The following is a 21,512-nucleotide window of genomic DNA, read 5'->3' on the forward strand; positions in this document are numbered from 1 at the left end:
AACACACCGCAATCGAGTCGCTGCCCTCCGTGGAAGCCGATCGTCAGGCAGACTCAAGTACGTAAACCTGCTCACTTTTCAACCGGAGCAGGCTGCTCAGGATTCAACCGGAGCCGACAAGCCTGGGACCACACGTTGCGCACGATGCCGAACGACCTGCGCGTCCATGAACGTGACATACCGCGTCGTCGGCGCGAGAATTGTCACGATCTGGGAGAACGGGTTACCGCTGCTTCCTGGGGGTCAAGTGGTCGCAGGTTCAAATCCTGTCAGCCCGACTTCACCGGATAGCGAAACGTCTATTCGCTTCGTCGTTGGCGATCGCTGGAGAGTTCCATGGTCTTGAAGGCAATTTAGGCGCCGGCACCGCCGAATCACTCTTTCGATCCTTGCGAACGATCGTTATGGTACTTCAGTATGGTCCCTAGTGTGGAGCACGGCACATCGCGCGTTACATGTGATACGGCCCGCAAAGCGTGACCTATCGCACCGTAGGAGAGGGCAACTCATGACGTCATCTACAGCATCGCCGCCGCACACCACTGTCGATAACCGCGGCCACTTCTCCCTGGCGAGCCAGCGGGCCATCCTGTGGTGGGGTGTCATTCTGGCCATCGTCTACGGCATCGCCTTTTTGTTCCTGTTGCAGCAGGTCCCGCTGAAGAACCCGCAGTGGTCGGCTGAGCAGGTGGCGCAGTGGTACGTGGACAATCGGACCAAGGTCAAGTGGGGTGCGGTCATCTGCAGTTGGACCGGCTGCTTCATGATGCCGATCTGGGCCGTGTTCGCCGCACAGATGGCCCGCGTGGAACCGGGGCGCTGGAAGGTGTGGAGCGCGCTCACCCTGGCCAGCGGCACATTGATGTCGATCTACCTGGCGCTGCCCCCGATGATGTGGGGAGTGGCGGCCTACACCGCGCCGCGGAAGAACTCCGAGGTGACGACCCTCATGCACGAATTGGCGTCGCTGACGATGACGACGACCGATCAGGCGTACATCTTCGCCTGGGTCGCTGTAACGGTGCTCGCCCTGCGACCGGCGACTCAGAAAATCAAGAACAACCCCTTCCCGCGCTGGTGGGCCTACGGCTCGCTGTGGATCACGTTCATGTTCGAGGCGGGTGCGTTCGCCTTCCTGCCCCGGACTGGGCCGTTCGCTTGGAACGGGCTCCTGGTGTTCTGGTCGCCGTTCGTGCTGTTCACCATATGGATCATCATCCAGAGCAACCTTTGCTTCCGGGCTATCAAAGCCCAGCAGCAAGACCCCGACGAGAACTACTTCGCTTAGGTCATGACGGTCGGCCGGTGATGCCGTGGGTGACCATCATGGTCATCTCCTGAATCATCCTGTCCTGACCGGGGCGGCGAACGCCGGCCGGCACGATCCAGTCCTCAAGCATCACCGCGCCGATGACCATGGCGGCCACCGCGGTGATCGTGGCGGGCGGGTCCAAGTGCGCCAGGTGGCGTTCGTCGGCGATCTCTAGACCCACCTCCTGCACGGCTTGGAGGCCCTGGCGGATCCGGGCGCTGATTGCGACGGCGGATTCGTGCAAATCGTTTTTGGGGTCCGAGCGGGCTTCCATGAGTTCCTGGAACAGCCTGCGGTCCTGTCGCACCAGCATGAACAGTCCGCTGACGAGGCTTTCGGCAAGGCCCTGGACCGAGGATTCGGCGGAAAACTCGCGCCATGAGGTGATCCACCCGTCGATGAAGGCGGTGAACGGCTCCAGCACGGTCATCTCGAACAGGTGCGCTTTGGAGCCGAAGTGACGATACAGAGTCGGCTCGGCGATTCCCGCTGAAAGGCAGATCTCTTTGGTTGTCGTTGCTCGGTAGCCGTTCTCGGCAAAGAGATTGTGGGCGGCCGCGAGCGTTCGGGCCCGTGTGCGATCGCGCCCAGCCGGCCTACTCGGTGAATCTGGCTGCATGACAGGACATTCTAGGCGCGTAACCGTCGAATGCCCGGGTGGCACCGGGGACCAGGCGGGGCGCTGCTTGCATATTTGAGCAGTACCGACTCATAATGTAAGTGCCACTTTCACAAGTTGAAGTCCGTCGTGCCGGCGGTGAAGGGACGAGACGTGGCAACGATCCAGCGTGGTGAGCCCACTTCCGCGGGCCCGCACCCGGAGCGGCCGGCGCGTCGGCCGCGTCCGGTCCTGTGGTGGTCGAGTGCGGGGTGTGTGTTGCTTGGCTTCCAGGTCTTTGTCCTGGCGAAGTGGTTTCTCGGGCCGAACTTCACGTCCACGGATCCGGGGCCAGACCCACTCCCGGCGTGGAAGTTGTTGGTGTTCAACGTCTTGCAGATCGCCGTCCCGGTTGCCGCACTGGTCTTGCTTTATCTCTGGGTGATCCGGCCATGGCGGCGGCACGGGCACCTGACCACCGACGCGATGATCGCGCTGGCGGCATCGACCGTGTTCTTTTGGGACATGGTCATGAACTACACGTCGGTGACGCTGTTCTATAACTCGCACCTGATCAATCGGGGCGCTTGGGCAAACGGGGCGTGGCCGACGTGGACGAGTCCGCACGCGAACAAACTGCCCGAACCGCTGCTGATTGTTCCTCCCGCGTATACCGCGCTGGTGTTCTCGCAGGTCATCGTGATCCTGTGGCTGCTGCGCAAAGCCAAGGCCCGCTGGCCCGGCATGGGCATTGTGGGCACCGTCGCAACCATCGTCGTGGGCCTGACCCTCACCGACACCCTCGTCGAGGGACTGGTACTTCGCACGGGCGTATACGCCTACCCCGGTGGCATCCGCGCGATCACCCTCTTCGCGGGCCAGACCTACCAAATTCCGCTATCCGAAACCGTGCTCTTCGGCGGTTTCGCCCTCGGAGCCATCGCATGTCTCAGCTATTTCCGCGACGACCGCGGCCAAACGGTCGTCGAGCGGGGAATCAGCACGCTCAAGCTGGGTTTCAGCGGCCGGCAGGCGGTCAAGTTCTTCGCGATCTACGGGGCCATCCACTTGGGATTCGTGGTGCTCTACATGCTTCCGCAGCAGTGGTTCGGAACGCATTCGGATCCGTTTCCGGCGCATTACCCGTCCTACATGACCAACGATATGTGTGCCTCGGGCGCCGACGGTCATACCTGCCCCGGGCCGGGCGTGCCGATGCCGAGGCCTCCACACAACCCGTAAACCGTTTCGTGACGAAGACGAGCGCTCATCGCGCAGAGAGGCGCCGACCGCCGACCGCTTACCGCGTACCCAAGCGACTGACAATCAACACAATTGGAGAATGTTATGCGTACTGACGGCTTCCATCCGCGGATCTTGAAGGTCTGCGCGTACACGGGGTTTGCCTTCGCGTTCCTGTGGCCGTTTGCCGCCAACGTGGTGGCCCACGGCCAGTACATCTTGCCGCCCTCTGCGGCGGACTCGGCGACCAAGGTGGTGTCGGAATACCTCGCGCACACCGGGGGTATTCGGATCGCGACGGTGATCTTCATCTTCTCGAGCATCCTCTATACGACGTGGAGTGCGAGCATCATTCAGGTGATGCGGCTCCGCGAACGGCAGTGGCCGATTCTGTTCAACATCATGCTGATCTCGGTGGCCTGCGAGGTCGTCGTGGTCATGTTCATCGGATTCTTCTTCGGCGCGGCTTCCTGGCGGCCGGGAGAGACGAGTCCCGAAGTGACACAGGCTCTTAACGATCTGGGCTGGCTGGGTGTGCTGTTCACCGGAGCTCCGTTCGCACTGTTCCAGATCGCCCTCGCGGTGAGCATCTTCATGGATCAGAGTCCGCGGCCGACGTTCCCGCGCTGGTCGGCGTATTTCAACCTGTTCTCCAGCTTCTTCATGTGCGAGGCGAGTCTGCTGCTGTTCTTCAAGACCGGGCCGTTCTCCCAGAACGGGGTGCTGGTCTTCTACATCCCGATGATCGTGTTCTTCGCCTGGATCATCACGTTCACGGTGCTGACGGTGCGGGCCATCAACAACGAGGCCGCCGCCGGCCAACGGGCCGAAGAGACACCCGAGCGCGCAACGGCTGGTCTTCCCGCCCGTTGATGCCTGTCTTCGCTTGACTGGCGATCTCAAGGAGTTGTGTTGAATCCTAAACTCAAATTGGCCGGACGCGCCGCCGTCGTTGGCGCCATCAGCGTCTCCGAGAGGTTTCGGTCTCCCACGGTGACTCATCGCGATCAGGTGCCGATCTCGGGGGCGCACGTCACCGCGGAGTGGCTGACCTCGGTGCTGTGCCGTGACACCCCGGGTGCCGCGGTGGTGGACGTGGACTTTCCCGGCGGCAGCAGCGGCACGTCGGAGCGTGTCGCCATTCGCGTCACCTACAACGAGGCGGGCACAGCAGCCGGCCTGCCCCGGCATGTGTTCACGAAGGCCACCAAGTCATTTCGGCAACGCCTCATGCTCGGCTGCGCCGAGGTGCTCCACGGTGAGACCCGCTTCTATACGGGCTTGCGGGACAAGTCGACGCTCGAAGCGCCGCAGGGATATTGGGGCAAGGTTGATCCGGTTTCGTGGCGCTCCATCGCCGTGATGGAGGACATTGCCGCCACGAAGGGCGCCAAGTTCTGGGAACCTACCAACGCCTTTACCCGTGAGCAGATCACCGATCTCGTCGGCGAACTGGCCAGGCTCCATGCCCCATTGTGGGGTGATCCCGCCATCGTCAAGCTCAACACGCCCGCCGACTACATCGCCAACACCAGCAAGTTCCTTGACATCCGTAAGCGCTGCGAAGTGGGGATGAGGCGAGCCCGGGACGTGATACCGCCCACGCTTCTTGGCCGGCATGATCGGCTATTCGAGGCGACCGTGCGCTCGATGGATATCGCGGCCTACCAGATGCCACGCACCCTGCTGCACGGTGACTGTCACGCGGGCCAGACATACGTGACCGACACCGGCAAGATGGGCATCGGCGACTGGCAAGTGATCCAGCAGGGCGGCTGGGCGTTTGACTTCGCCTACCTGGTGAACTCCGGCTGCGAACCCGACGACCGAAGGCAATGGCAGGATTCGCTCATTCGCGAGTACATCACGGCGCTGCGAAAACTGGGTGGACCGGTGATCGGCTTTGACGACGCCATGCTCGCCTACCGCCAGCAGTCGTTCTGGCCCTATGCCGCATGGGTATTCACGATCGGTCGGGCGCCCTATCAGCCGAAGATGCAGCCGGTGGATTTCTGCCTGGCGGTGGTGCGGCGGACCGCCGCAGCCATCGACGATCTCGACTCGTTAGCCGCAATCGGGATGAACCCTTAACAGGCTGCGGTGCGGGCCATCAACGACGAGGCCACCGCCGGGCGGCCGTCGAACGACATACCTGAGCACGTAGCAGTCAGCGCCACGGCCCGATTCGGCTAGACTCCGGGGCCATCGCTGTCCGACCAGGCCCCCCACGCAAGCTGACCGAGGACGAGGTCCTCGACGCAGCGTTATCGCTGCTCGCCGAGCACGGACTCGATGGCCTCAATGTCCGCGCCGTCGCCGCTCGTCTCGGCGCGAGCCCCGGCACGCTGTACAACTACTTCGACAGCAAGCAGAAGATGGTCGAGGCTGCGCTGGCGCGAGCGCTGAGCCCGGTCATGCGCAGCATCGTCCGGTCGGGGGATTGGCGTGCCGATCTGCGCGCGACCATGGTCGCTTTCCACGATGCCCTGCGGGCCCGACCCGCTGCGGTGTCACTGGTAGGCGCTGGTGTCGGCGCGGAGGCCATGGACCCGATCCGCGAGCACCTGCTCTGCTCGCTCGCCGGCGCTGGGCTATCGACACCGGACCAGCTGCATGCGCTAAACATGTTGGTATCACTTGCGGTTGGCGACATCATCGTGCTTCAAGCGCACACCCGCGACCACCGGGCAGCCGAGTTGAATCGGCGCCGTAAGTTGCGGTCGGACGAATTCCCCTACCTACGCGAGTCGGCCCGCGTTCAGAAGTTGGAGCCGGGCGACAAGACGTTCCTGACGGGCCTCGACGCCCTGCTCGATGCGATCGCCGGGATCCGTAGCCGTCGCTGACCGCCGGCCCGATCCGCGCCGCAATTGAGAAATTTTGGCTCTACACGCTTGACTTGTCATCCGCTGCACAGTATCTCTGAACATACGTTCACAATTAATTTCGGACAGGGAATGCTATGCGCGAGAGCTACAAGATCATCGTTTGGGGCCCGGGCGGCCTTGGCGGGGTTGCCCTTTGGGAGGTCGCCCGTCTCGACGCCTTTGAGCTGGTGGGCTTGCGCGTCTTCTCGACCAACAAGGTCGGCAAGGATGCCGGAGAGCTGATCGGGATCGATCCGCTGGGCGTCGCCGCGACGGACGATGTCGAGGCCTTGCTGGCGTGCAAGGCCGACTGCGTGATCTACACGCCGCGCGACTTCGGCATCAACAACGCCGACGCCGAGCTTCTCGCGATCCTGCAGGCCGGTCACAACGTCGTGACCCCGCTGCCGTATCACAACGCCGTGCTCTACCGCGCGGACGGATTCGGCGAGCGCATCGCCGAGGCCTGCAGCAAGGGTGGTTCGACCTTCCACGCCACGGGCATCGACCCCGATTTGATCAGCGACCGTGTGCTGATGGGCATCACCGGTATCTGCACCGACGTCAAGACAATTCGGTTGCGTGAGTTGTGGGATTGTCACGCGGTGCCGGCCGAGCTCCTGGCCGTTGTCGGATTCGGCGGTCCCGTCGAGGTCGCGCAGGCAAGTCCGATCGGGCCGGGCATCTCCACCAATTTTCTGCACGCGATCGGCCGCACCGTCGAGAAGACGCTCGGCATCAGCTACGACCGCGTCGAGGAAACCCACGAGTACCTGCCGGCGACCACCGACGTCACCATGCTGCACACGAAGGTCGAAAAGGGCACTCTGGGGCGCGTCGTGCATCGTTTCCAGGGCTGGGTCGATTCCATCGGGACCGACGCGTTCTTCACGATGGAATACCACTGGTTCGTCGGCACATCCGAGCTGCCCGAGGACATCGCCGAAAACGAGTACTGGGTGGCCGAGATCGAGGGCACCCCGTCGATTCGGATGTCGATCGACATGCGGACGACGCTGAAAGTTGACGCCCCACTGGCTTACGATTTCGGCAACCTGCAGAGCAGCCCCGGCTATCACGGTGTCATCGCCCCGTGTCTGCAGGCGATCCCACGCATCGTCGCGAGTGGCCCGGGGGTGCTGCCGTCATTCGGCCCGGAATTGACCTGGCGCCAGGACTTACGCACCACCGGGGTTTGAGCGATGTTTCCGAATCGGGTGCCGAAGCACGACGTTGCGGCCTGGAGCGAAACCAAATGGTTCGGCTGCTGGAATGACGACGACCGGGTTGGCCTGTTCGTGCACGCCGGGCGCTATCGCGACGATCTCGACCTCTGGTGGATTCAGTCGGTGGCTTACCTGCCCGATGGCACGCTCGCCGCCGACCGGTCGTGGGGAAGCGATCCCGACGAGTGGACCCTCGCATCGCATGTATTCAGCCTGCGCGGCCGGCCCGACGGCGGGGCCGCCTGTTCCTTTCGCGGCGCTCCCGAACGGCAGCCGACGGCTGCGCTCGCGGACTACCCGGCGGGCCAGGGTGCCAGTGTGTACATGACCTGGCAGCTTGACGCCGAACCGATCCGCGATCCGTGGTCGCCGTTCGGCCACAAGGGTGAATCCGCGGAGTGGGCCGAGGTGCACACCCAGCATCAGTACCGGGTGCGGGGTTCGCTCACCGTCGACGGTGAAACGTGGAGCCTGAACGGCCCCGGATGGGGCGACCATTCGTCCGGGGTGCGCACCTGGGACAGCTTTGGAGGTCACGTTTTCGTCAACGCGCCGCTGCCCGATCTGGGCTTGGTGCTGATTCTGGTGGATGCCCCGGACGGAACCTCCGCATCGACGGTGGGTGCGTTGCTGCTCGAGGACGGCACCGTCGATCCGATCGTCGAGGCCAAGGCGGCTCGGCTCAGCTCGCTGCTGGGTGCACCGCAGCGCTTCGAGCTCGGTGTCACCACCGAGTCCGGGCGCGGCGAGGAATGGAGTATTGAAGTGCTGCACACACTTCCGGCTACCATCTCCGAACTCAACGACAACGCCAACGGGCTCGATTGGCGCGCGCCCGGCGAACCGCTGTTCCTGGCGGAATGCCCGGCGCGTTTCACCACGTCCGCGGGAGTCGTCGGCTACGGCCACCTCGAGCGCAGCCGCAAACGCTCGCGGGTCTCGCGAGACACGTTCGCCATTGGCGAGTTCTGACCGACCATGCAACAGGATCCGGCGTTGGCCGCGGGTGCGGCGGTGCTGTGGCTTGACCAGTGCACCGCCGAAATGGCCGGCGCTGTCGGGGGTAAGGCACGCGGCCTGTACGACCTCAAGGCGCTCGACCTCGCGGTGCCCGACGGATTCGTCGTCACGACAACCGCATATCGCAACGCGGTCGTCGGCGCGGGCCTCGACATCAAGCTGACCGAGATACTGGCTGGCACAGGGGATCCCGCCGCCGACCGGCGTGCATCCGGCGAGATCGCCTCATTGTTCGCCGATTTGATGCTGCCCGGTGAGGTGTCGGCCGCGATCCGGGCCGCATGGGAGCAACTGGGCGACGGGCCGGTCGCGGTCCGCTCGAGCGCCATCGCCGAGGACCGCGCGGACGCATCGTTCGCGGGCCAGCAGGAAACTGAATTGTGGGTGACGGGTGCCGCCGCCGTCGATCGTTCGATAATCCGTTGCTGGGCAAGCTTGTTCACGCCGCAGGCAATCGGCTACCGCGCTCGGGTGGGTGTCGCGCCAGAGGATGTCGCAATCGCCGTGGTGGTGCAACGCATGGTCTCGGCCGTCGCCGCGGGCGTCGCGATGACCCTTGAGCCCGTCACCGGCGACCGCTCACAGATCTACATCGAGTCGGCGCTGGGCCTGGGCGAGGGTGTGGTCAAGGGCGACGTGGAAACGGACAGGTTCTGGATCGACAAAGCCAGCGGCGAAATCGGCAGGTGCGAGCTCGCGAATCAGTCGCGTGCCCACCGATTCGACCCGGTCACTTCCACGGTGCGGCTGGTGGAACTCGTGCCGGACGAGGGTAACGGGCCGAGCATCAGCGACGAAGTGGCCAGGCGGATAGGTCAACTCGGCATCCGCATAGAGGAGGCCGCGGGGCGACCGATGGACATCGAGTGGGCATTGGACGTCGACGGCGAAGTCCGCCTGGTGCAGGGCAGGCCGGAAACGGTGTGGAGCAACCGTCCCGACCCGGCCCGCATCGCTGAACCAGATTGGCGCGCAACCCGGGTAACCAATTTCGGATCCCCGCCGAACGCGACGTGGAGCACGACCAACGCGTCGGAAGCCGTACCCGGCGTCCAGTGCCCGCTGGGGGCGTCGATTTTCGAGGAGCACGCAGAACTGGCTTTCCGTGAGACGTTCAGGGTGATCGGCGCGTTGTCGCCGGCCGAGGCCCGGTACACGCCCAACCGCGCCAATCGCATCATCGGCTTTCATTTCGGGCGCTGCGCGCTGCGCGTGGACCTGCTCTGCGACTGGGTCGATCGCATCCCGGGCGGCAACGGGGAGGCGACCGCCAAGGACATCTTCGGTTACCTGCCACACGGGTACGTGCGCCGCAGGCACGTAGCTCACTACCCGCGCGTGCTGAGCCGCATGTGGGTGCCGTTTCTGAAACACCCGCGCATCGTCGCCCGTCAACGCGCCGAGGCTCGCCGATACTGGTCGCAATGTTTGCGGACGTTACCCGGGCTCGACACCGACGCCACTCGGCGGCTGCTCGCGCAGGCCATCCCGACGACGGGCCGCACCATCGTCGACCACACCACCCTGGTGTTCGGGGCGGTCCAACCGGCGTTCGAGCAGCTGGTCAAACTCGCGAAATCCGCCGGTGTCGACCCGCAACGTCTGATGGCCGGCCACGGCGGCCACGAAGAGACCGAGATTCTGGTCGACCTGTGGGAGTGCGCCCACGACCGCATGCCGGTGGCGGATTTCCTTGGCCGTCATGGATTCCATGGGCCCGCCGAAGGCGACCTGCTGTCGGTGACGTGGCGAGAGGATCCGACACCGGTTATGCGGCTGATCGAAACGTATCGTGCTCTGGGCGAGGATGATTCACCGGCGGCAGCGGCGCGCCGCCGGGTCGCCGACCGCGAGGCCGCCGAGCGCGAGCTGATCACACGGGTGCCCGCCTACAAACGGCCGGCTGCGCGGCTGGCGCTTAAGCTCGCGCAGCGCTACGTGCCGATGCGCGGACTGGGCAAGGGTGCGTTCGTGCAGAACTTCGATGTAATCCGCGCTGCGGCACGACATCTCGGCAACCTGCTGGTCGCCGACGGTGTGCTCGACGACCGCGACGACGTGTTCATGCTGACCGCTGACGAGATCGTCAGCACCGATACCGCAGGCTTCCGCGACGCCGTCACTCAGCGGAGCGCGATCCACCAGATATATGTCTCCATGGACGTGCCCGCGGTCTGGGTCGGGGTGCCCGAACCCGTGCTGCACGAACCCGAGATCGATCCCGACGCCGAGACCATCGAGGGCGTCGCCGCCAGTCCCGGCGTGGTCGAGGCCTCGGTGCGAGTGGCGCTCGACCCCAGTACGTGTGAGATCGTGCCCGGCGAGATCTTGGTTGCCCGTGATACCGATCCCGGTTGGGCGTCATTGATGTTCGTCTCCGGTGGCCTGATCGCCGATATCGGCGGGGTCATGAGTCACACGGCGGTGGTGGCTCGCGAACTCGGTATCCCCTGCGTCGTGAGCACCGGGCACGCGGTTCGACTGTTGCGCACCGGCGATGTCGTACGCCTGGACGGGGGGAACGGCCATATTCACATCGTGCGGCGTGCGGCTCCGATGCCCACATGAGCACCGAGTCCGTTTCGCGGCGCACCACCGAACCCGGCGTCATCCATCGACCATCCAGCAGCCGAACCTGGTGGACCACCGGCAATGTCGCCGAGGCGGTACCCGGCGTGCTCACCCCACTGACGTATACGTTCTGGGCACGGCCATTCGAACGGAGCGTGCGGGGTAGCTACGCGGAAATGGGTGTGGTCTCGCGCGCCGACGGTCGAAAGGTCACCGACGATCCCGACGAGACTGCACTCGGCATCGTATTCGGGCGGGCCGTGCTCAATGTGAACCTCATCCTGTCGGTGGGCGCCGGACTGCCCGGCACCAACGCCGCCGAGGTGGCCGCCAACATACTCGGCGACACCGCCGACGATATCACCGCGCTTCCCGCCGACACCCCTAAGCGCTATCCTGTTGTGGCAGCACGTCTTCCGATGCTGGCAACCCGTCTCAAGCGCCGCGCCGCGGCGCTCGACGATCAAGTGACACGCGTGTGGCAAACGCTCTGTGCGGCGGACGCGGCCCAGGCCAAGCGAATGCTGCCGGCGATTCAGGAGCTGTTCGCGGCCGCGTTGACCGTGCAGAGCCACGCCACGTTCCTGTCGTCGGCGATATTCGAGCCGCTGGCCGGACTGGTGGGTGATCGCAGCGACCTACTGGCCGACCTGCTTAGCGGCTACGGCGGCATGGTCGAGGTGGCGATGCTCCAGGAGCTGTGGGAAGTCGCCCACGATCGCCGCACCCTCACCGACTGGTTGTCGCGTTACGGGTATCTGGCGCCCTATGCGGGCAACCTGCGCTCGCGATCGTGGCGAGAGGATCCGGCGCCCATTCGGCGATTGCTCACGACCTATCGAACCGTCACCGAGGCCGAGGCGCCCGCCACTGTCGAACGGCGGCGAGTCTCAGCTCGGCTTGAGGCCGAAGCGGAGCTGTTGACCCGGGTACCCGCGGCGAAACGGCCCGGGATTCGACTGTTGCTGCGGCTCGCCGCTCATTTCATCCCGCTCCGTGAGGTCGGCAAGAACTGTTATCTGCGGGCGGTCGACGCGGCCCGGGCGGGCGTCCGGATCGTCGGTGCGGACCTGGTCGAGCGCGGCGCGCTAGCGGACCCGGAGGACGTCTGGTTCGTGACGTGGCACGAGCTGCTCACGACGTTGCCGTCGGATATCGTGTCAGCGATCGAGGCGCGCCGTCGCCAACACGCGGCGTTCGAAACGGTGACGATCCCGGACCTGTTCTGCGGCTGCCCCGACGCGCTTCCCCTCGCCCCACTCGCAACGGGTGAAAGCGAGATCCATGAACTCGTACTGCACGGTGTTCCCGCCAACGGCGGCGTCGCCGAGGGCCGCGCACGTGTTGTCGCCGACCCGCTCGCCGATGACGATGCGCTTCAGCCCGGCGAGATCCTGGTTGCCGCTGCCACCGATCCCAGCTGGACCACGCTCTTCGTCGGCGCCGCCGCGGTGGTGACCGATTTGGGTGGCGCGCTGAGCCACGGAGCGATTGTGGCCCGTGAACTTGGGTTGCCGTGCGTGACCAACGTACGGACCGGGACGGCCCTCATCCGAAGCGGGGACATCATCCGGGTGGACGGCGGCCGCGGCATTGTCACTCGGGTTCTCGGGCCAACCTGATCACCTTCTGCCCCAAAGGAATTCGCTGGCGTCTGCCGGCGTCCGCGTCGACTGGCCGCAATCAGGGCGCGAGGAATGTCTGCTTCACCGGCATCCGGAATCCCGCAGATCCGGGGCACGGCCCATAGTCGGTGTGCATTCCGGGCTGGACGTCGCACAAGTCGTTGATCATGTGCGTGGGGTAATTCTGCGGATACGGAGCCGCGTGCAAACCCGCGGGGATCTGGATCAGCAACAGCGCCCACATCGCCATCGCAAACAGCGCGATGGTCGCCGAAGTCGACACGACGGCGCGGGCGCCCGCCGGGAGGTGATCAAGGCCGCGCTCGGCGATGGTCTGGCCCCTGTCATTGCGGAAGAACCGCACACAGGCCATGGTCGTGAAAACGATCGCCGTCGTGATGTATTCGGCCGCGGCGAAGCGGTGACCGTTGCCGAAGAGCGCCAGTGCCCGCGGCGCTCCCGGCAGGCCCCACAGGTTCATCAGGAACATCGGCGCCTCCAGCAAAATGCCCAGTGAAAGCCCGCCGAGATACGTCAAGGCGATCAACCGGGCGTTGCCGATTTCGGGCCACCGGCCGCGCGCCGCGGCCATGCCTTTGTTGAGGATCATGGAGAATCCGAGCAACCCGAACGGATAAATCAACCCGATGAAGACGATGGGCTGGGGCATCTGGCTGGCGAAGGGATTGACGACCCCCGGTGCGTACCCCGTCCAGGTGTTCACGTTGACCCATTGCGAGCTGTAGAAAAAGTTGGGCTGCATCCAGTTGACCATCGGATCCCAGAACAGGGTGAAGAAGCCCGCGACCAGAATGCCCGCATCGGTGCTGAACGTGTGCCTGCGCAGGCAATCGCGCACGACGTGCGCCAGGATTGCCGCCGTGGTGACCACCATGACCACTTCATAACCGCGCGCAACCCAAAGGCTTGGGCTGTCGGGGTCGCGGTACTTGGTGATCGCGTGTGGACCGTCCAATAGCCATGCGCCCCAGGTCCACAGCGCATAGCCAGCGATGAGTGATCCGACGAACGCGAGGGCATAGACGCTATTGAACGGCTTCCGCGCAGGTAAGGACGGCGTCGTCCTCGTCACCGGGGCCTGGGTAGAAGTCATCGATTTTCCCGTCCGTAATGAGACGCGACCGTGTTAAGAGTCGCTTAGTCTCAAAATGTTAGTGTCGCCCACATGGTGAGGTCAACGGATTCGGCGCTGCGACGCGATCCTGCGGATCGGCTGCGGGCGGGCGATACCCACGCGGGCATCGATCGGCCCGAGGCGCAAGCCGCGCAGCCCCCGACACCAAACTGTCAACCTTCGGCCTTCGGGAAATGGGGATCGACATGCGAAAATGACGAGGTGCCAAGTAAGCCAAAGGTCGACGGCCAGCAAGTCGCACGCGGTGAGGGGAAGCGCCTGCTGCTGGAGTCGGCACGTGCCCTGTTCGCGGAGCGTGGCTACGCCGGTACCAGTACGCGGGAAATCGCACGAGCCGCCTGCGTGTCGGAGCCGATGATCTTCCGGCATTTCGGATCGAAGGCGAAGCTGTTCGAAGAGGCCGTGCTTGCCCCGTTCAACACCTTCGTTTCCGAATACATCGCGGATTGGGCCGCGCGGCCGCGCGGCCTGACAAGCCCGTATATGGCGACCTATGAGTTCTACCGAGGCGTCTACGACGTTTTATCGGCGAATCGGCGACTGATCCACGAGATGATCGGCGCCCGGGCCGTCGGTGGACCGCTGACCGCTGACACCGATTCAGCGCCGCAGATGGGCGCCCTCCTGGAACGATTCGAGGCGATCGTCGAACGTGAGATCGTTGAGCGCGGATTTCGCCCCTTCGACCCTGTGGTGATGACGCGTCTGATTTTCGGGATGGTCTTTTCGATCGCGATATTCGGAGACTGGATGTTCGAAGGGGCATCGGGGCCGCAGCCAAGTGCCGAGGCATTCATCGCCGAAATGGCCCGTCTCACCATCGATGGCGCCTATCCGCATGTCGATAGGCCGGCGACGGCGCTCTAACTCGGCGTGACAGTTCGTAACGGTCGGCACTCGCGAAAAGAGAAGCAAATGTCTGGCACCACCACGTCATCCGTGTTCGATTTCGTCATCGTCGGCGGCGGGCACAACGGTCTGAGCGCAGCGTGCACCCTTTCGGCGTCGGGCGCGTCGGTCCTGGTGTTGGAAGCACGCGATCATCTCGGCGGCCTGGCCAACAGCGGGCGGTTCCTCCCCGAGGCGCCCGACCACATCGTGAGCTTGGGGGCGATGGACGACATGTTCATGTCGTGCACGTCGTTCATCTCCGATCTGGGGCTGCAGCAATACGGTTACTCAGGAGCGCCGGTGGAGGCGCCCTACGGATGGATCGGTGAGGACGGCTCGACGCTGCTGTTGTTCCACGACCTGGATCGCACCTTGGCCGAGGTGCGGCGGTTCTCGGCCAAGGACGCCCGCGCTTACGCCGACCTACAGCCCGCGCTGTCGTGGATCTTCGAGGCGCTCACCGCGGTGATGCCGCACCACCCCGCGCAACTTCCGAAGGTGGATTTGGGCAAGTTGCTGTTCAAGCTCGCGCCGAACCGGTCGGTGCGCCGCAGACTCGGTCAGATCATGACGAGCAACCTCGTCGACCTGATGGCCGAGGTGTTCGAAAGCGATCAGATGCGGTCGCTGGGTACCTACTGGGGATCCATGATCGGACCCATCGACCACGATGGCGGCGGCTTCTATTGCGTGGGCCTGGCCGCGGTGCATCGCAAGCCCGGGGTGATTCGTCCCCGCGGCGGGATGGCCGGAATCATGAACGCGATGGCGGCGTACGCGACCGACCGGAAAGCCCAGATTCGCACCGGGACTCGCGTCGCGCAGGTGTTGGTATCGGGTAATCGCGCGACCGGCGTGCGGCTGGCCGACGGAACCGAGATCACCGCACGGCGCGGGGTGCTGGCCGCGGTCCCGCCCCAGACCGCATATGGCCCACTGCTGGCCGAGGGTGTCCTGGATTCGGTGACGCGCGCCAAGGTCGCGGTCCTGCCGGCCGGCGGCAACAACTCGGCGACGTTCAAGATCGACATGGCGCTGTCAGGCCGGGCGAGCTACCGAAACGGGGCGCGGGAACGCCGGAAGATCGATGACTTCGACATCCGCAAGACCGCGCTGATGACCGGAACTTTCGACGACAACATTCGCCAATTGCAGGCGATCCGTGCGGGGGAGTCGTTGGACAAGCCCCCGGTCTATATGGCCGTGCTGACCGCCAACGACGCCGGCCTGGCGCCGACCGGACAGGAGGTCGTCTACCTCGCCTCCAATGTGCCCGCGCAACCCCGCGACGGCTGGGATAAAGCGAAACCATGGTTCTCCGAGGCGATCATGCGATCGGTGACCGCTCATCTCGATGGGTTCGACACCGAGATCGGCCGAATCGAAACCAGCCCAGCCGATTTCGGCGAACAGTACGCCACGCCGAACGGTTCTTACTTCCACGTCGACATGACGCCGCTCCGGCTGGCGATGAACCGTCCCGCCCGCGGGCTGGGTGGGTACCGCTCACCTGTCGAGGGTTACTACCACGCCGGGGCGGGCTCGCATCCCGGCGGCGGAGTCAGCGGCTGGCCGGGACGTCTGGCCGCCGAGACCGCGCTCGGCCGGCACTGAGCGCTTAACTGTCGTTCACGGGTGATCTGAGCGTATCCGCCCTTGGCGCGGCTGAGCTCGTCGTATTGTGAGCGTGTGTTCACCGATTGGCCATTTGTCGGGCGCGCGCGAGAGCTGGGGTACCTCGAGCGGCTCCTGACCGAGGATCGGTGCAACGGCGTGGTGCTCGCCGGGGTGGCCGGTGTGGGTAAGACACGGTTGGCGGTCGAGGCCCTTGCGATGGCGGAGCAGCACGGATTCGCCGCGGTACGGGCGACGGCAACGAATACCGCCCGCGGTATCCCGTTCGGCGCGGTGGCGACCCTTCTTCCGGTTTCCTTTGCGTCGCCGGCCGTCAACGATCGCGCCGCGATGATTCACCGAATGGCCGCGGCGCTGGTCGAGCGTATGGCACCCCGAAAACCGGCCTTGCTGGTCGACGATGCCCATCTTCTCGACGATGCCACCGCGACACTGGTTCACCAGCTTGCCGCGTCGGGTGCCGCCTTCGTGCTGCTGACCGTGCGGGCTTCCGAACCCGTGCCCGACGCGGTCCTTACCCTCTGGAAGGACAGGTACGCCGAACGCATTACCGTCGCAGGCCTTGGCGCGGAATCGATCGGAGAGATCCTCGGCGCGGTGCTCGGCGGTCCGGTCGATCGTGGGCTTGTGCGTCGGCTCGTCACGCGCACTCGAGGGAACGTCATGTTCATTCGTGAACTCGTCCTGGGCGCCGTCGAGGACGGCAGTCTCCGCGACGATGACGGCCTTTGGCGTCAGGTACGAGAGATCAGGCCGTCGGAACGGCTGGTGGAGCTGGTGCAGGCCAGGCTTTCCCTGCTGAGCCCCGCGCAGCGCGCGGTCCTGGAATTGCTGGCCTTCGGCGAGCCCCTGGAATCCGAACAGTTGCATGCGCTGGCCGACCCGGAAGCCATCGAAGAGCTGGAGCGCCGCCACCTGATTTCCGGCGAGGCGTGCAGCCGCGGCCACCAGTTACGACTGGCCCACCCGCTGTACGCCGATGTGGTCCGCGCGAGGACCCCCGCCATCAGAGCCGTCGCCGTCGCTCGCGCCCTCGCCGAGGCGTTCGAAAATGCCCCCGAGAGCGACCATCCGCGACGCCCAGAAGACACGCTGCGAATCGCCACCTGGCACCTCGAGTGCGGGGGCGGGTCCTGGGTGCTGATGCTCGAGGCGGCCCAGAGTGCGCGCTGGAGTTATGACTTCGACCTCGCGGCCCGTCTCGCCGAGGCCGCGATCGAACGCGGCGCGGGCTTTCCGGGGCGGCTGTTGGCGATACAGGTGGCCACGCTGCGGGGACAGGGTGCGGAGGTCGAGCGGAAGCTCGAGGAGCTTGCGCGGGTTGCCGCAACGGATGCCGAGCGGGGAGCCGTCGCACTGACCCGGCTCGACAACGTCGCGTTCAGCCTCGCGAAGATCGACGACGCCCTGCGGCTCGCCGAGCGCGCCGAGGAGGAGATCGCCGATCCGGCGTGGAAGGACGAGGTGCGCGCCCGGCGGGCCAGCTTTTTGTTGGTCGCACCCTCGGGCGGGCCGCGCGCCGCGGTGGCGGCGGCAGCACCCCTTCTCGACCGCACCGCCGGCAGCGCCAAAGTGTGGGCATGCTTCACGGTGTCGTGCAGCCTCACCCGCGTCGGCCGCATGCAGGAGGCCCTGCACTGGGCGCGCGAGGGCGCCGCCGAGCACCTCGAGCTGCAGCAGCCCATCGAGTGGCATCCGTGGATCCACAATTACAGTCGAGGCGAAGCCCTGGCCCAACTCGGTCGGCTCCGTGAGGCCGGTGCGCTGGCCGTCGAACAGTACGAAAAAGGCATCGAGGAACGATCGGTGGAACGCCAGGCCTTCTTCGCCTGGCAGCTCGCGACGCGGGTGGGGGAGCAGGGCGACGTCGGCGGCGCGATTCAACGCTGTCGGGAGGCGCGGGGGCTATACGAGCAGCTGGGGCGGCCGTTCTTCGTCCGGCACTGCCTGGTTCACCTGTCGCTTGCGCTCGCGCTCGCCGGCCGGCCCGACGAAGCGGCCGACACACTGACGGGCCTGGATGCCATGGACCTTCCTGCCCAGTTGTTCGCATACAGCGGCGACTTGCTGCACGCTCGGGCGTGGGCCGCCGTTGCCCGGGGCGACACCAAGGCCGCGCGCGACTACCTCCAGCAGGGGCTGGCGCTTGCCGAGACCACCGGCGATTGCATCGGTCAGGCCACCGCCCTGCACGGATTGGCGCGCCTGGGGCAGGCCAGACAAGTGGCGGCCCGGCTGACCGCGATCGCCGACGGCATCGAGGGCGAGCTGTTCGCCGCTCGGGCCGCTCATGCGCGGGCGCTGGCTCGACGAAATCCCGAGCGACTGAACGATGTGTCCCAGACGTTCGAGAATATCGGCGCCTTCCTGCTCGCCGCGGAGGCGGCGGTGTCAGAGGCACGCATCCGAAGGCGCAAGGGCGAGAACCGAAAAGCCACCGCCGCGCACCGCCGAGCCAATTCACTGCTGGAGCTCTGCGACGGCGCGGTGTTGCTTGCCGTTGACGGTCTGAGTGACGAAAGTGCGCTTACCCCAGCCGAATTACGGGCCGCGCAGCGGGCGATCGTCGGTTGCTCGAACAGGCAGATCGCGGAGGAATTCCACCTGTCGGTGCGGACCGTGGAGCATCAGCTCCAAAGCGCCTACGACAAGCTCGGCATCTCCCGGCGAGACGAGCTGGCCGACGTGTTGCCCGCCCCGACCCACTGAGACGAACACCCACCGAACCGGCCGATTTGGGTAGTGACTACCCATGCACGCACACCGCCCGCGCTGATTTCATCCTCGGTATCGCACCACTATCAGATGCCAACGAGGAGCCCAGGTGACGGCCACAAACGAAATCCATTCCACCGCCAACGATGTGGATGACGCCCTGATCTGCGCCACCGAGGAGCTGATCCCTCGACTGGCCGCCCGCGCCGACGAGGCGGAGCGCCAGCGGGGGTTGCCCGAGGCGACGATCAACGAGCTCGATGAACTTGGAATACGGCGGATGGCGCTACCCAAGAGCGTCGGTGGCTTGGAGGCCTCGGCAAGAACGATTCTCTGCGTCACGGAATCGCTTGCCCGCGGCTGCGCCTCGACGTCCTTCATCAACACTGTCTACTCGGCCGCGGCGTATCTGATTTGTCAGCTGCCCGACCCGGGCTGGCAGACGTTTGTCTCCAGCGATAACCCCACCTCGACGATCACTGTCAACCCCGGCGGAACCGCGGTTCGCGAGGGCAACGGCTACCGGGTCTCCGGGAAGTGGCCGTTCGGCACCGGCCAGCAATATTCCGGCTGGTGCTTCGTCGCCGCGCTCATCGAGGGCGGGGGTGAGGTGCCGGACGCGGGCTTCTTCCTGATTCCCCGGCACGAGATCACCCCACTGGACGACTGGAACGTGACCGGTCTGTGCGCGACGGCCTCGAACACGCTGGCGGGGCAAGACATCTACGTTCCGGAGGAGCGACTGCTGCGCATCAGCGACTTCCTTGCGGGCCAATCGGATTCAAGCCTGGTGCGCGACAACCCGTACTACCAGCATCCCGCCGCGGCCTTCACTTTGGCCTGTCTGCCTGGCACCCCGCTGGGCGTCGTCGACGCCGCGCTCGCGGCGTTCCGTAGCCGCGTCGGCAAGCGTGGCATTACCTACACCTCGTATCTGCGGCAAGCGGACGCCGCGCTTACTCATCACCAGATAGATACGGCGACAATGAAACTGGACCAGGCTCGGTTTCACGCGGAACGCCTCGCCGATACCGCGGGCAAGCGAGCATCCGACTTGGACATCGAGACCCGTGCCCGCTGCCGAGCCGATACCGGATGGACGGTCCGACTGTGTCGCGAGGCCGCGGATGTGATCCAGTCCGCGTCCGGCGCGAGCGCGATCCACCGTAAGGATGCGATGCAGCGCATGTTGCGCGACATGCAGGTCATTTCGGTGCATTCACTACTGCTGCCGACGACCAACTCGGAGGTCTACGGGCGGGTGCTGTGCGGCCTGGACCCGGACACGGCGTTCCTGTGAGCCCACATCTGACCGTCACCAAGTAGGAGGCCGAACGCGATGACAATGACCGATGAGCCCCCGGTCGGTACCCGGGGTCCGGCGCGCCTCGAGCCACGAAAACCATCGTGGGGCTGGCCACAGTGGCTGGCGGTATCGGCGGTGCCGTTTTTGTTCCTGGAGGGCTGGACGCTGATCGCCTGGCTGGCGGACGGACCGCACCAGGTGACCATGTACCGCAGCCACGCTCACGGTCTCGAGTGGTGGGGGGCCCGCATCACCGAGACCGCGGTGATCGTCATCGCCCTGGTCGTGCTGACCAAGATCGTGCGAGATTGTCTGCGGCAGCGGCGATTCCTCACCTTCGACGTGATGTTGTGCGTCAGCACGGCATTGATGATCTGGGGTTGTGGTGGGCTGAACATATTTCAGCCGAACTTCGTCTACACCTCGGAATTCGTGAACCTCAACGACCCGTGCGGGCACCTGCCGTTCGTGGTGAACCCCGACTGTGGCCGGCTTCCGTTCCCGCTGATCTTCCTCGGCCTGTTGTTCACGTTCGGATTGCCCGGTATCGCCATGCTGGTCAACACCATCGTCGTCCGTCCGGCGCGACGTAGGTGGCCTGAGTTGTCCAATGCCAAGCTGCTGGGTCTGATACTGATCTCCACCGCGGTGATTTCGCTCGCAGAGCCGCTGGCCATCATCCCCCTGCATCTGTGGAGTTACCCCGGGGGCCCGTGGGCGATCCGCTTGGGGGGTGACGCGTGGCGGTGGCCGATCTTTCCCGAATATGCGGTCTTCATCTTGTTCGCCGGCCTTCCGGCGGCGCTGCGCAACCTGCGAGACGATCGAGGGCACACCATCCTCGAACGCGGCCTGGAGAGCTACCGGCCCGGTGTGCGGACGCTGATCGTATTCCTGGCGACCTACACGGCGATCCAACTGGTGTTGTGGATTCCGGGCACCATGCCCGACTGGGTCCTGGGCTGGCGGGCAACGGAATGGGCCAAATTGCCGCTGTCGGTCAACAACGGGTTGTGCGATCAACCCGGGGTGATTGAAGGTACGCGGTACGGGCCCTGCCCCGGCAGCCCCGGCTATCGAATGCCCGTGAGTGGGTCGCTGCCCGGCAAATCGCCTTAGTACCTTACTAATTCAGTCAGGGGCCGTGATATGCGGTTGACTCGGCGAACGACCATCACGCTCGCGGTCTTCGGTGTGATCTCCACACTGACGGCGGGGATCGTGAGTCTGTATTACGCGCATTTGCCGGCGGTGTATTTGGGGATCGGTCGGTACACGGTGAGCGTGCAGTTGGAGCGTACGGGTGAGCTGTATCGTGCCGGGAACGTCACCTACCGCGGTGTTGAGG

16 protein-coding genes and 1 pseudogene are annotated in these 21,512 nt (G+C 65.2%); 15 read left to right on the forward strand and 2 right to left on the reverse strand.

What is annotated here, in order from left to right; all coding sequences use genetic code 11:
• The first annotated feature begins 508 nt into the window (after positions 1–508).
• Positions 509–1,288, forward strand: coding sequence for a hypothetical protein (locus EPN51_RS25865; protein ID WP_293048583.1), 780 nt, complete (start codon positions 509–511; stop codon positions 1,286–1,288).
• A gap of 1 nt (position 1,289) precedes the next feature.
• On the opposite strand, the gene EPN51_RS25870 is transcribed toward EPN51_RS25865, so the two are convergent.
• Positions 1,290–1,931 carry a TetR/AcrR family transcriptional regulator gene (locus tag EPN51_RS25870; protein ID WP_293048585.1) on the reverse strand — a complete coding sequence of 214 codons (642 nt, stop codon included), beginning with the start codon at positions 1,929–1,931 and terminating at the stop codon, positions 1,290–1,292.
• 153 nt (positions 1,932–2,084) lie between these two features.
• Here EPN51_RS25870 and EPN51_RS25875 point away from each other — a divergent pair, with 153 nt between their 5' ends.
• The 8 genes from EPN51_RS25875 (at position 2,085) to EPN51_RS25910 (ending at position 12,458) form a co-directional block, all read left to right on the forward strand.
• The gene (locus EPN51_RS25875) at positions 2,085–3,152 is read left to right on the forward strand and encodes a spirocyclase AveC family protein (RefSeq protein ID WP_293048587.1); all 1,068 of its coding nucleotides are present in this window, start codon (positions 2,085–2,087) and stop codon (positions 3,150–3,152) included.
• A gap of 105 nt (positions 3,153–3,257) precedes the next feature.
• Positions 3,258–4,025, forward strand: coding sequence for a hypothetical protein (locus EPN51_RS25880; protein ID WP_293048588.1), 768 nt, complete (start codon positions 3,258–3,260; stop codon positions 4,023–4,025).
• Between the two features lie 39 nt (positions 4,026–4,064).
• A complete protein-coding gene (locus EPN51_RS25885; protein ID WP_293048590.1) occupies positions 4,065–5,243 on the forward strand; it encodes a phosphotransferase in 1,179 nt (392 codons plus the stop codon).
• A 143-nt stretch (positions 5,244–5,386) separates the two neighbouring features.
• Positions 5,387–5,998: a TetR family transcriptional regulator gene (locus EPN51_RS25890; RefSeq protein WP_293048601.1), complete on the forward strand. Its 612-nt coding sequence runs from the start codon at positions 5,387–5,389 to the stop codon at positions 5,996–5,998.
• A 116-nt stretch (positions 5,999–6,114) separates the two neighbouring features.
• Positions 6,115–7,218, forward strand: a complete 1,104-nt coding sequence (locus tag EPN51_RS25895; RefSeq protein WP_293048591.1) for a hypothetical protein — start codon at positions 6,115–6,117, stop codon at positions 7,216–7,218.
• Positions 7,219–7,221: 3 nt separating this feature from the next.
• Positions 7,222–8,217 (forward strand): hypothetical protein, encoded by a 996-nt coding sequence (locus tag EPN51_RS25900; protein WP_293048592.1) that lies wholly within the window; start codon positions 7,222–7,224, stop codon positions 8,215–8,217.
• A 6-nt stretch (positions 8,218–8,223) separates the two neighbouring features.
• A complete protein-coding gene (locus tag EPN51_RS25905; protein WP_293048593.1) occupies positions 8,224–10,833 on the forward strand; it encodes a PEP/pyruvate-binding domain-containing protein in 2,610 nt (869 codons plus the stop codon).
• Positions 10,830–12,458, forward strand: coding sequence for a PEP-utilizing enzyme (locus tag EPN51_RS25910; RefSeq protein ID WP_293048594.1), 1,629 nt, complete (start codon positions 10,830–10,832; stop codon positions 12,456–12,458). The genes EPN51_RS25905 and EPN51_RS25910 overlap by 4 nt, the downstream gene beginning before the upstream one ends.
• 61 nt (positions 12,459–12,519) lie before the next feature.
• Here EPN51_RS25910 and EPN51_RS25915 read toward each other — a convergent pair whose 3' ends face one another.
• Positions 12,520–13,554, reverse strand: a complete 1,035-nt coding sequence (locus tag EPN51_RS25915) for a spirocyclase AveC family protein (protein WP_293048595.1) — start codon at positions 13,552–13,554, stop codon at positions 12,520–12,522.
• A gap of 264 nt (positions 13,555–13,818) precedes the next feature.
• Between EPN51_RS25915 and EPN51_RS25920 the strand changes: the two genes are divergently transcribed.
• From EPN51_RS25920 to EPN51_RS25945, 6 genes and pseudogenes are all read left to right on the forward strand, one after another.
• Positions 13,819–14,484, forward strand: coding sequence for a TetR/AcrR family transcriptional regulator (locus EPN51_RS25920; protein WP_293048596.1), 666 nt, complete (start codon positions 13,819–13,821; stop codon positions 14,482–14,484).
• Positions 14,485–14,532: 48 nt separating this feature from the next.
• Positions 14,533–16,122, forward strand: coding sequence for an NAD(P)/FAD-dependent oxidoreductase (locus EPN51_RS25925; RefSeq protein WP_293048597.1), 1,590 nt, complete (start codon positions 14,533–14,535; stop codon positions 16,120–16,122).
• A gap of 75 nt (positions 16,123–16,197) precedes the next feature.
• Entirely contained in the window at positions 16,198–18,852 is a 2,655-nt protein-coding gene (locus EPN51_RS25930; protein WP_293048598.1) for a LuxR family transcriptional regulator, read from the forward strand.
• Between the two features lie 115 nt (positions 18,853–18,967).
• Entirely contained in the window at positions 18,968–20,158 is a 1,191-nt protein-coding gene (locus EPN51_RS25935) for an acyl-CoA dehydrogenase family protein (protein ID WP_293048599.1), read from the forward strand.
• 39 nt (positions 20,159–20,197) lie between these two features.
• On the forward strand, positions 20,198–21,283 hold the full coding sequence (locus EPN51_RS25940) for a spirocyclase AveC family protein (RefSeq protein ID WP_293048600.1): 1,086 nt from the start codon (positions 20,198–20,200) through the stop codon (positions 21,281–21,283).
• 30 nt (positions 21,284–21,313) lie between these two features.
• A pseudogene (locus tag EPN51_RS25945) lies at positions 21,314–21,512 on the forward strand (MCE family protein); the annotation flags it as partial.

Source organism: Mycobacterium sp. (assembly GCF_004298145.1).
Classification (GTDB): domain Bacteria; phylum Actinomycetota; class Actinomycetes; order Mycobacteriales; family Mycobacteriaceae; genus Mycobacterium.

What these genes read in the sequence shown, in the direction of transcription:
- EPN51_RS25865 (WP_293048583.1), top strand. Translation starts at nt 509, where the DNA reads ATGACGTCATCTACAGCATCGCCGCCGCACACCACTGTCGATAACCGC.
- EPN51_RS25870 (WP_293048585.1), bottom strand. Translation starts at nt 1,931, where the DNA reads ATGCAGCCAGATTCACCGAGTAGGCCGGCTGGGCGCGATCGCACACGG.
- EPN51_RS25880 (WP_293048588.1), top strand. Translation starts at nt 3,258, where the DNA reads ATGCGTACTGACGGCTTCCATCCGCGGATCTTGAAGGTCTGCGCGTAC.
- EPN51_RS25895 (WP_293048591.1), top strand. Translation starts at nt 6,115, where the DNA reads ATGCGCGAGAGCTACAAGATCATCGTTTGGGGCCCGGGCGGCCTTGGC.
- EPN51_RS25900 (WP_293048592.1), top strand. Translation starts at nt 7,222, where the DNA reads ATGTTTCCGAATCGGGTGCCGAAGCACGACGTTGCGGCCTGGAGCGAA.
- EPN51_RS25905 (WP_293048593.1), top strand. Translation starts at nt 8,224, where the DNA reads ATGCAACAGGATCCGGCGTTGGCCGCGGGTGCGGCGGTGCTGTGGCTT.
- EPN51_RS25910 (WP_293048594.1), top strand. Translation starts at nt 10,830, where the DNA reads ATGAGCACCGAGTCCGTTTCGCGGCGCACCACCGAACCCGGCGTCATC.
- EPN51_RS25925 (WP_293048597.1), top strand. Translation starts at nt 14,533, where the DNA reads ATGTCTGGCACCACCACGTCATCCGTGTTCGATTTCGTCATCGTCGGC.
- EPN51_RS25940 (WP_293048600.1), top strand. Translation starts at nt 20,198, where the DNA reads ATGACAATGACCGATGAGCCCCCGGTCGGTACCCGGGGTCCGGCGCGC.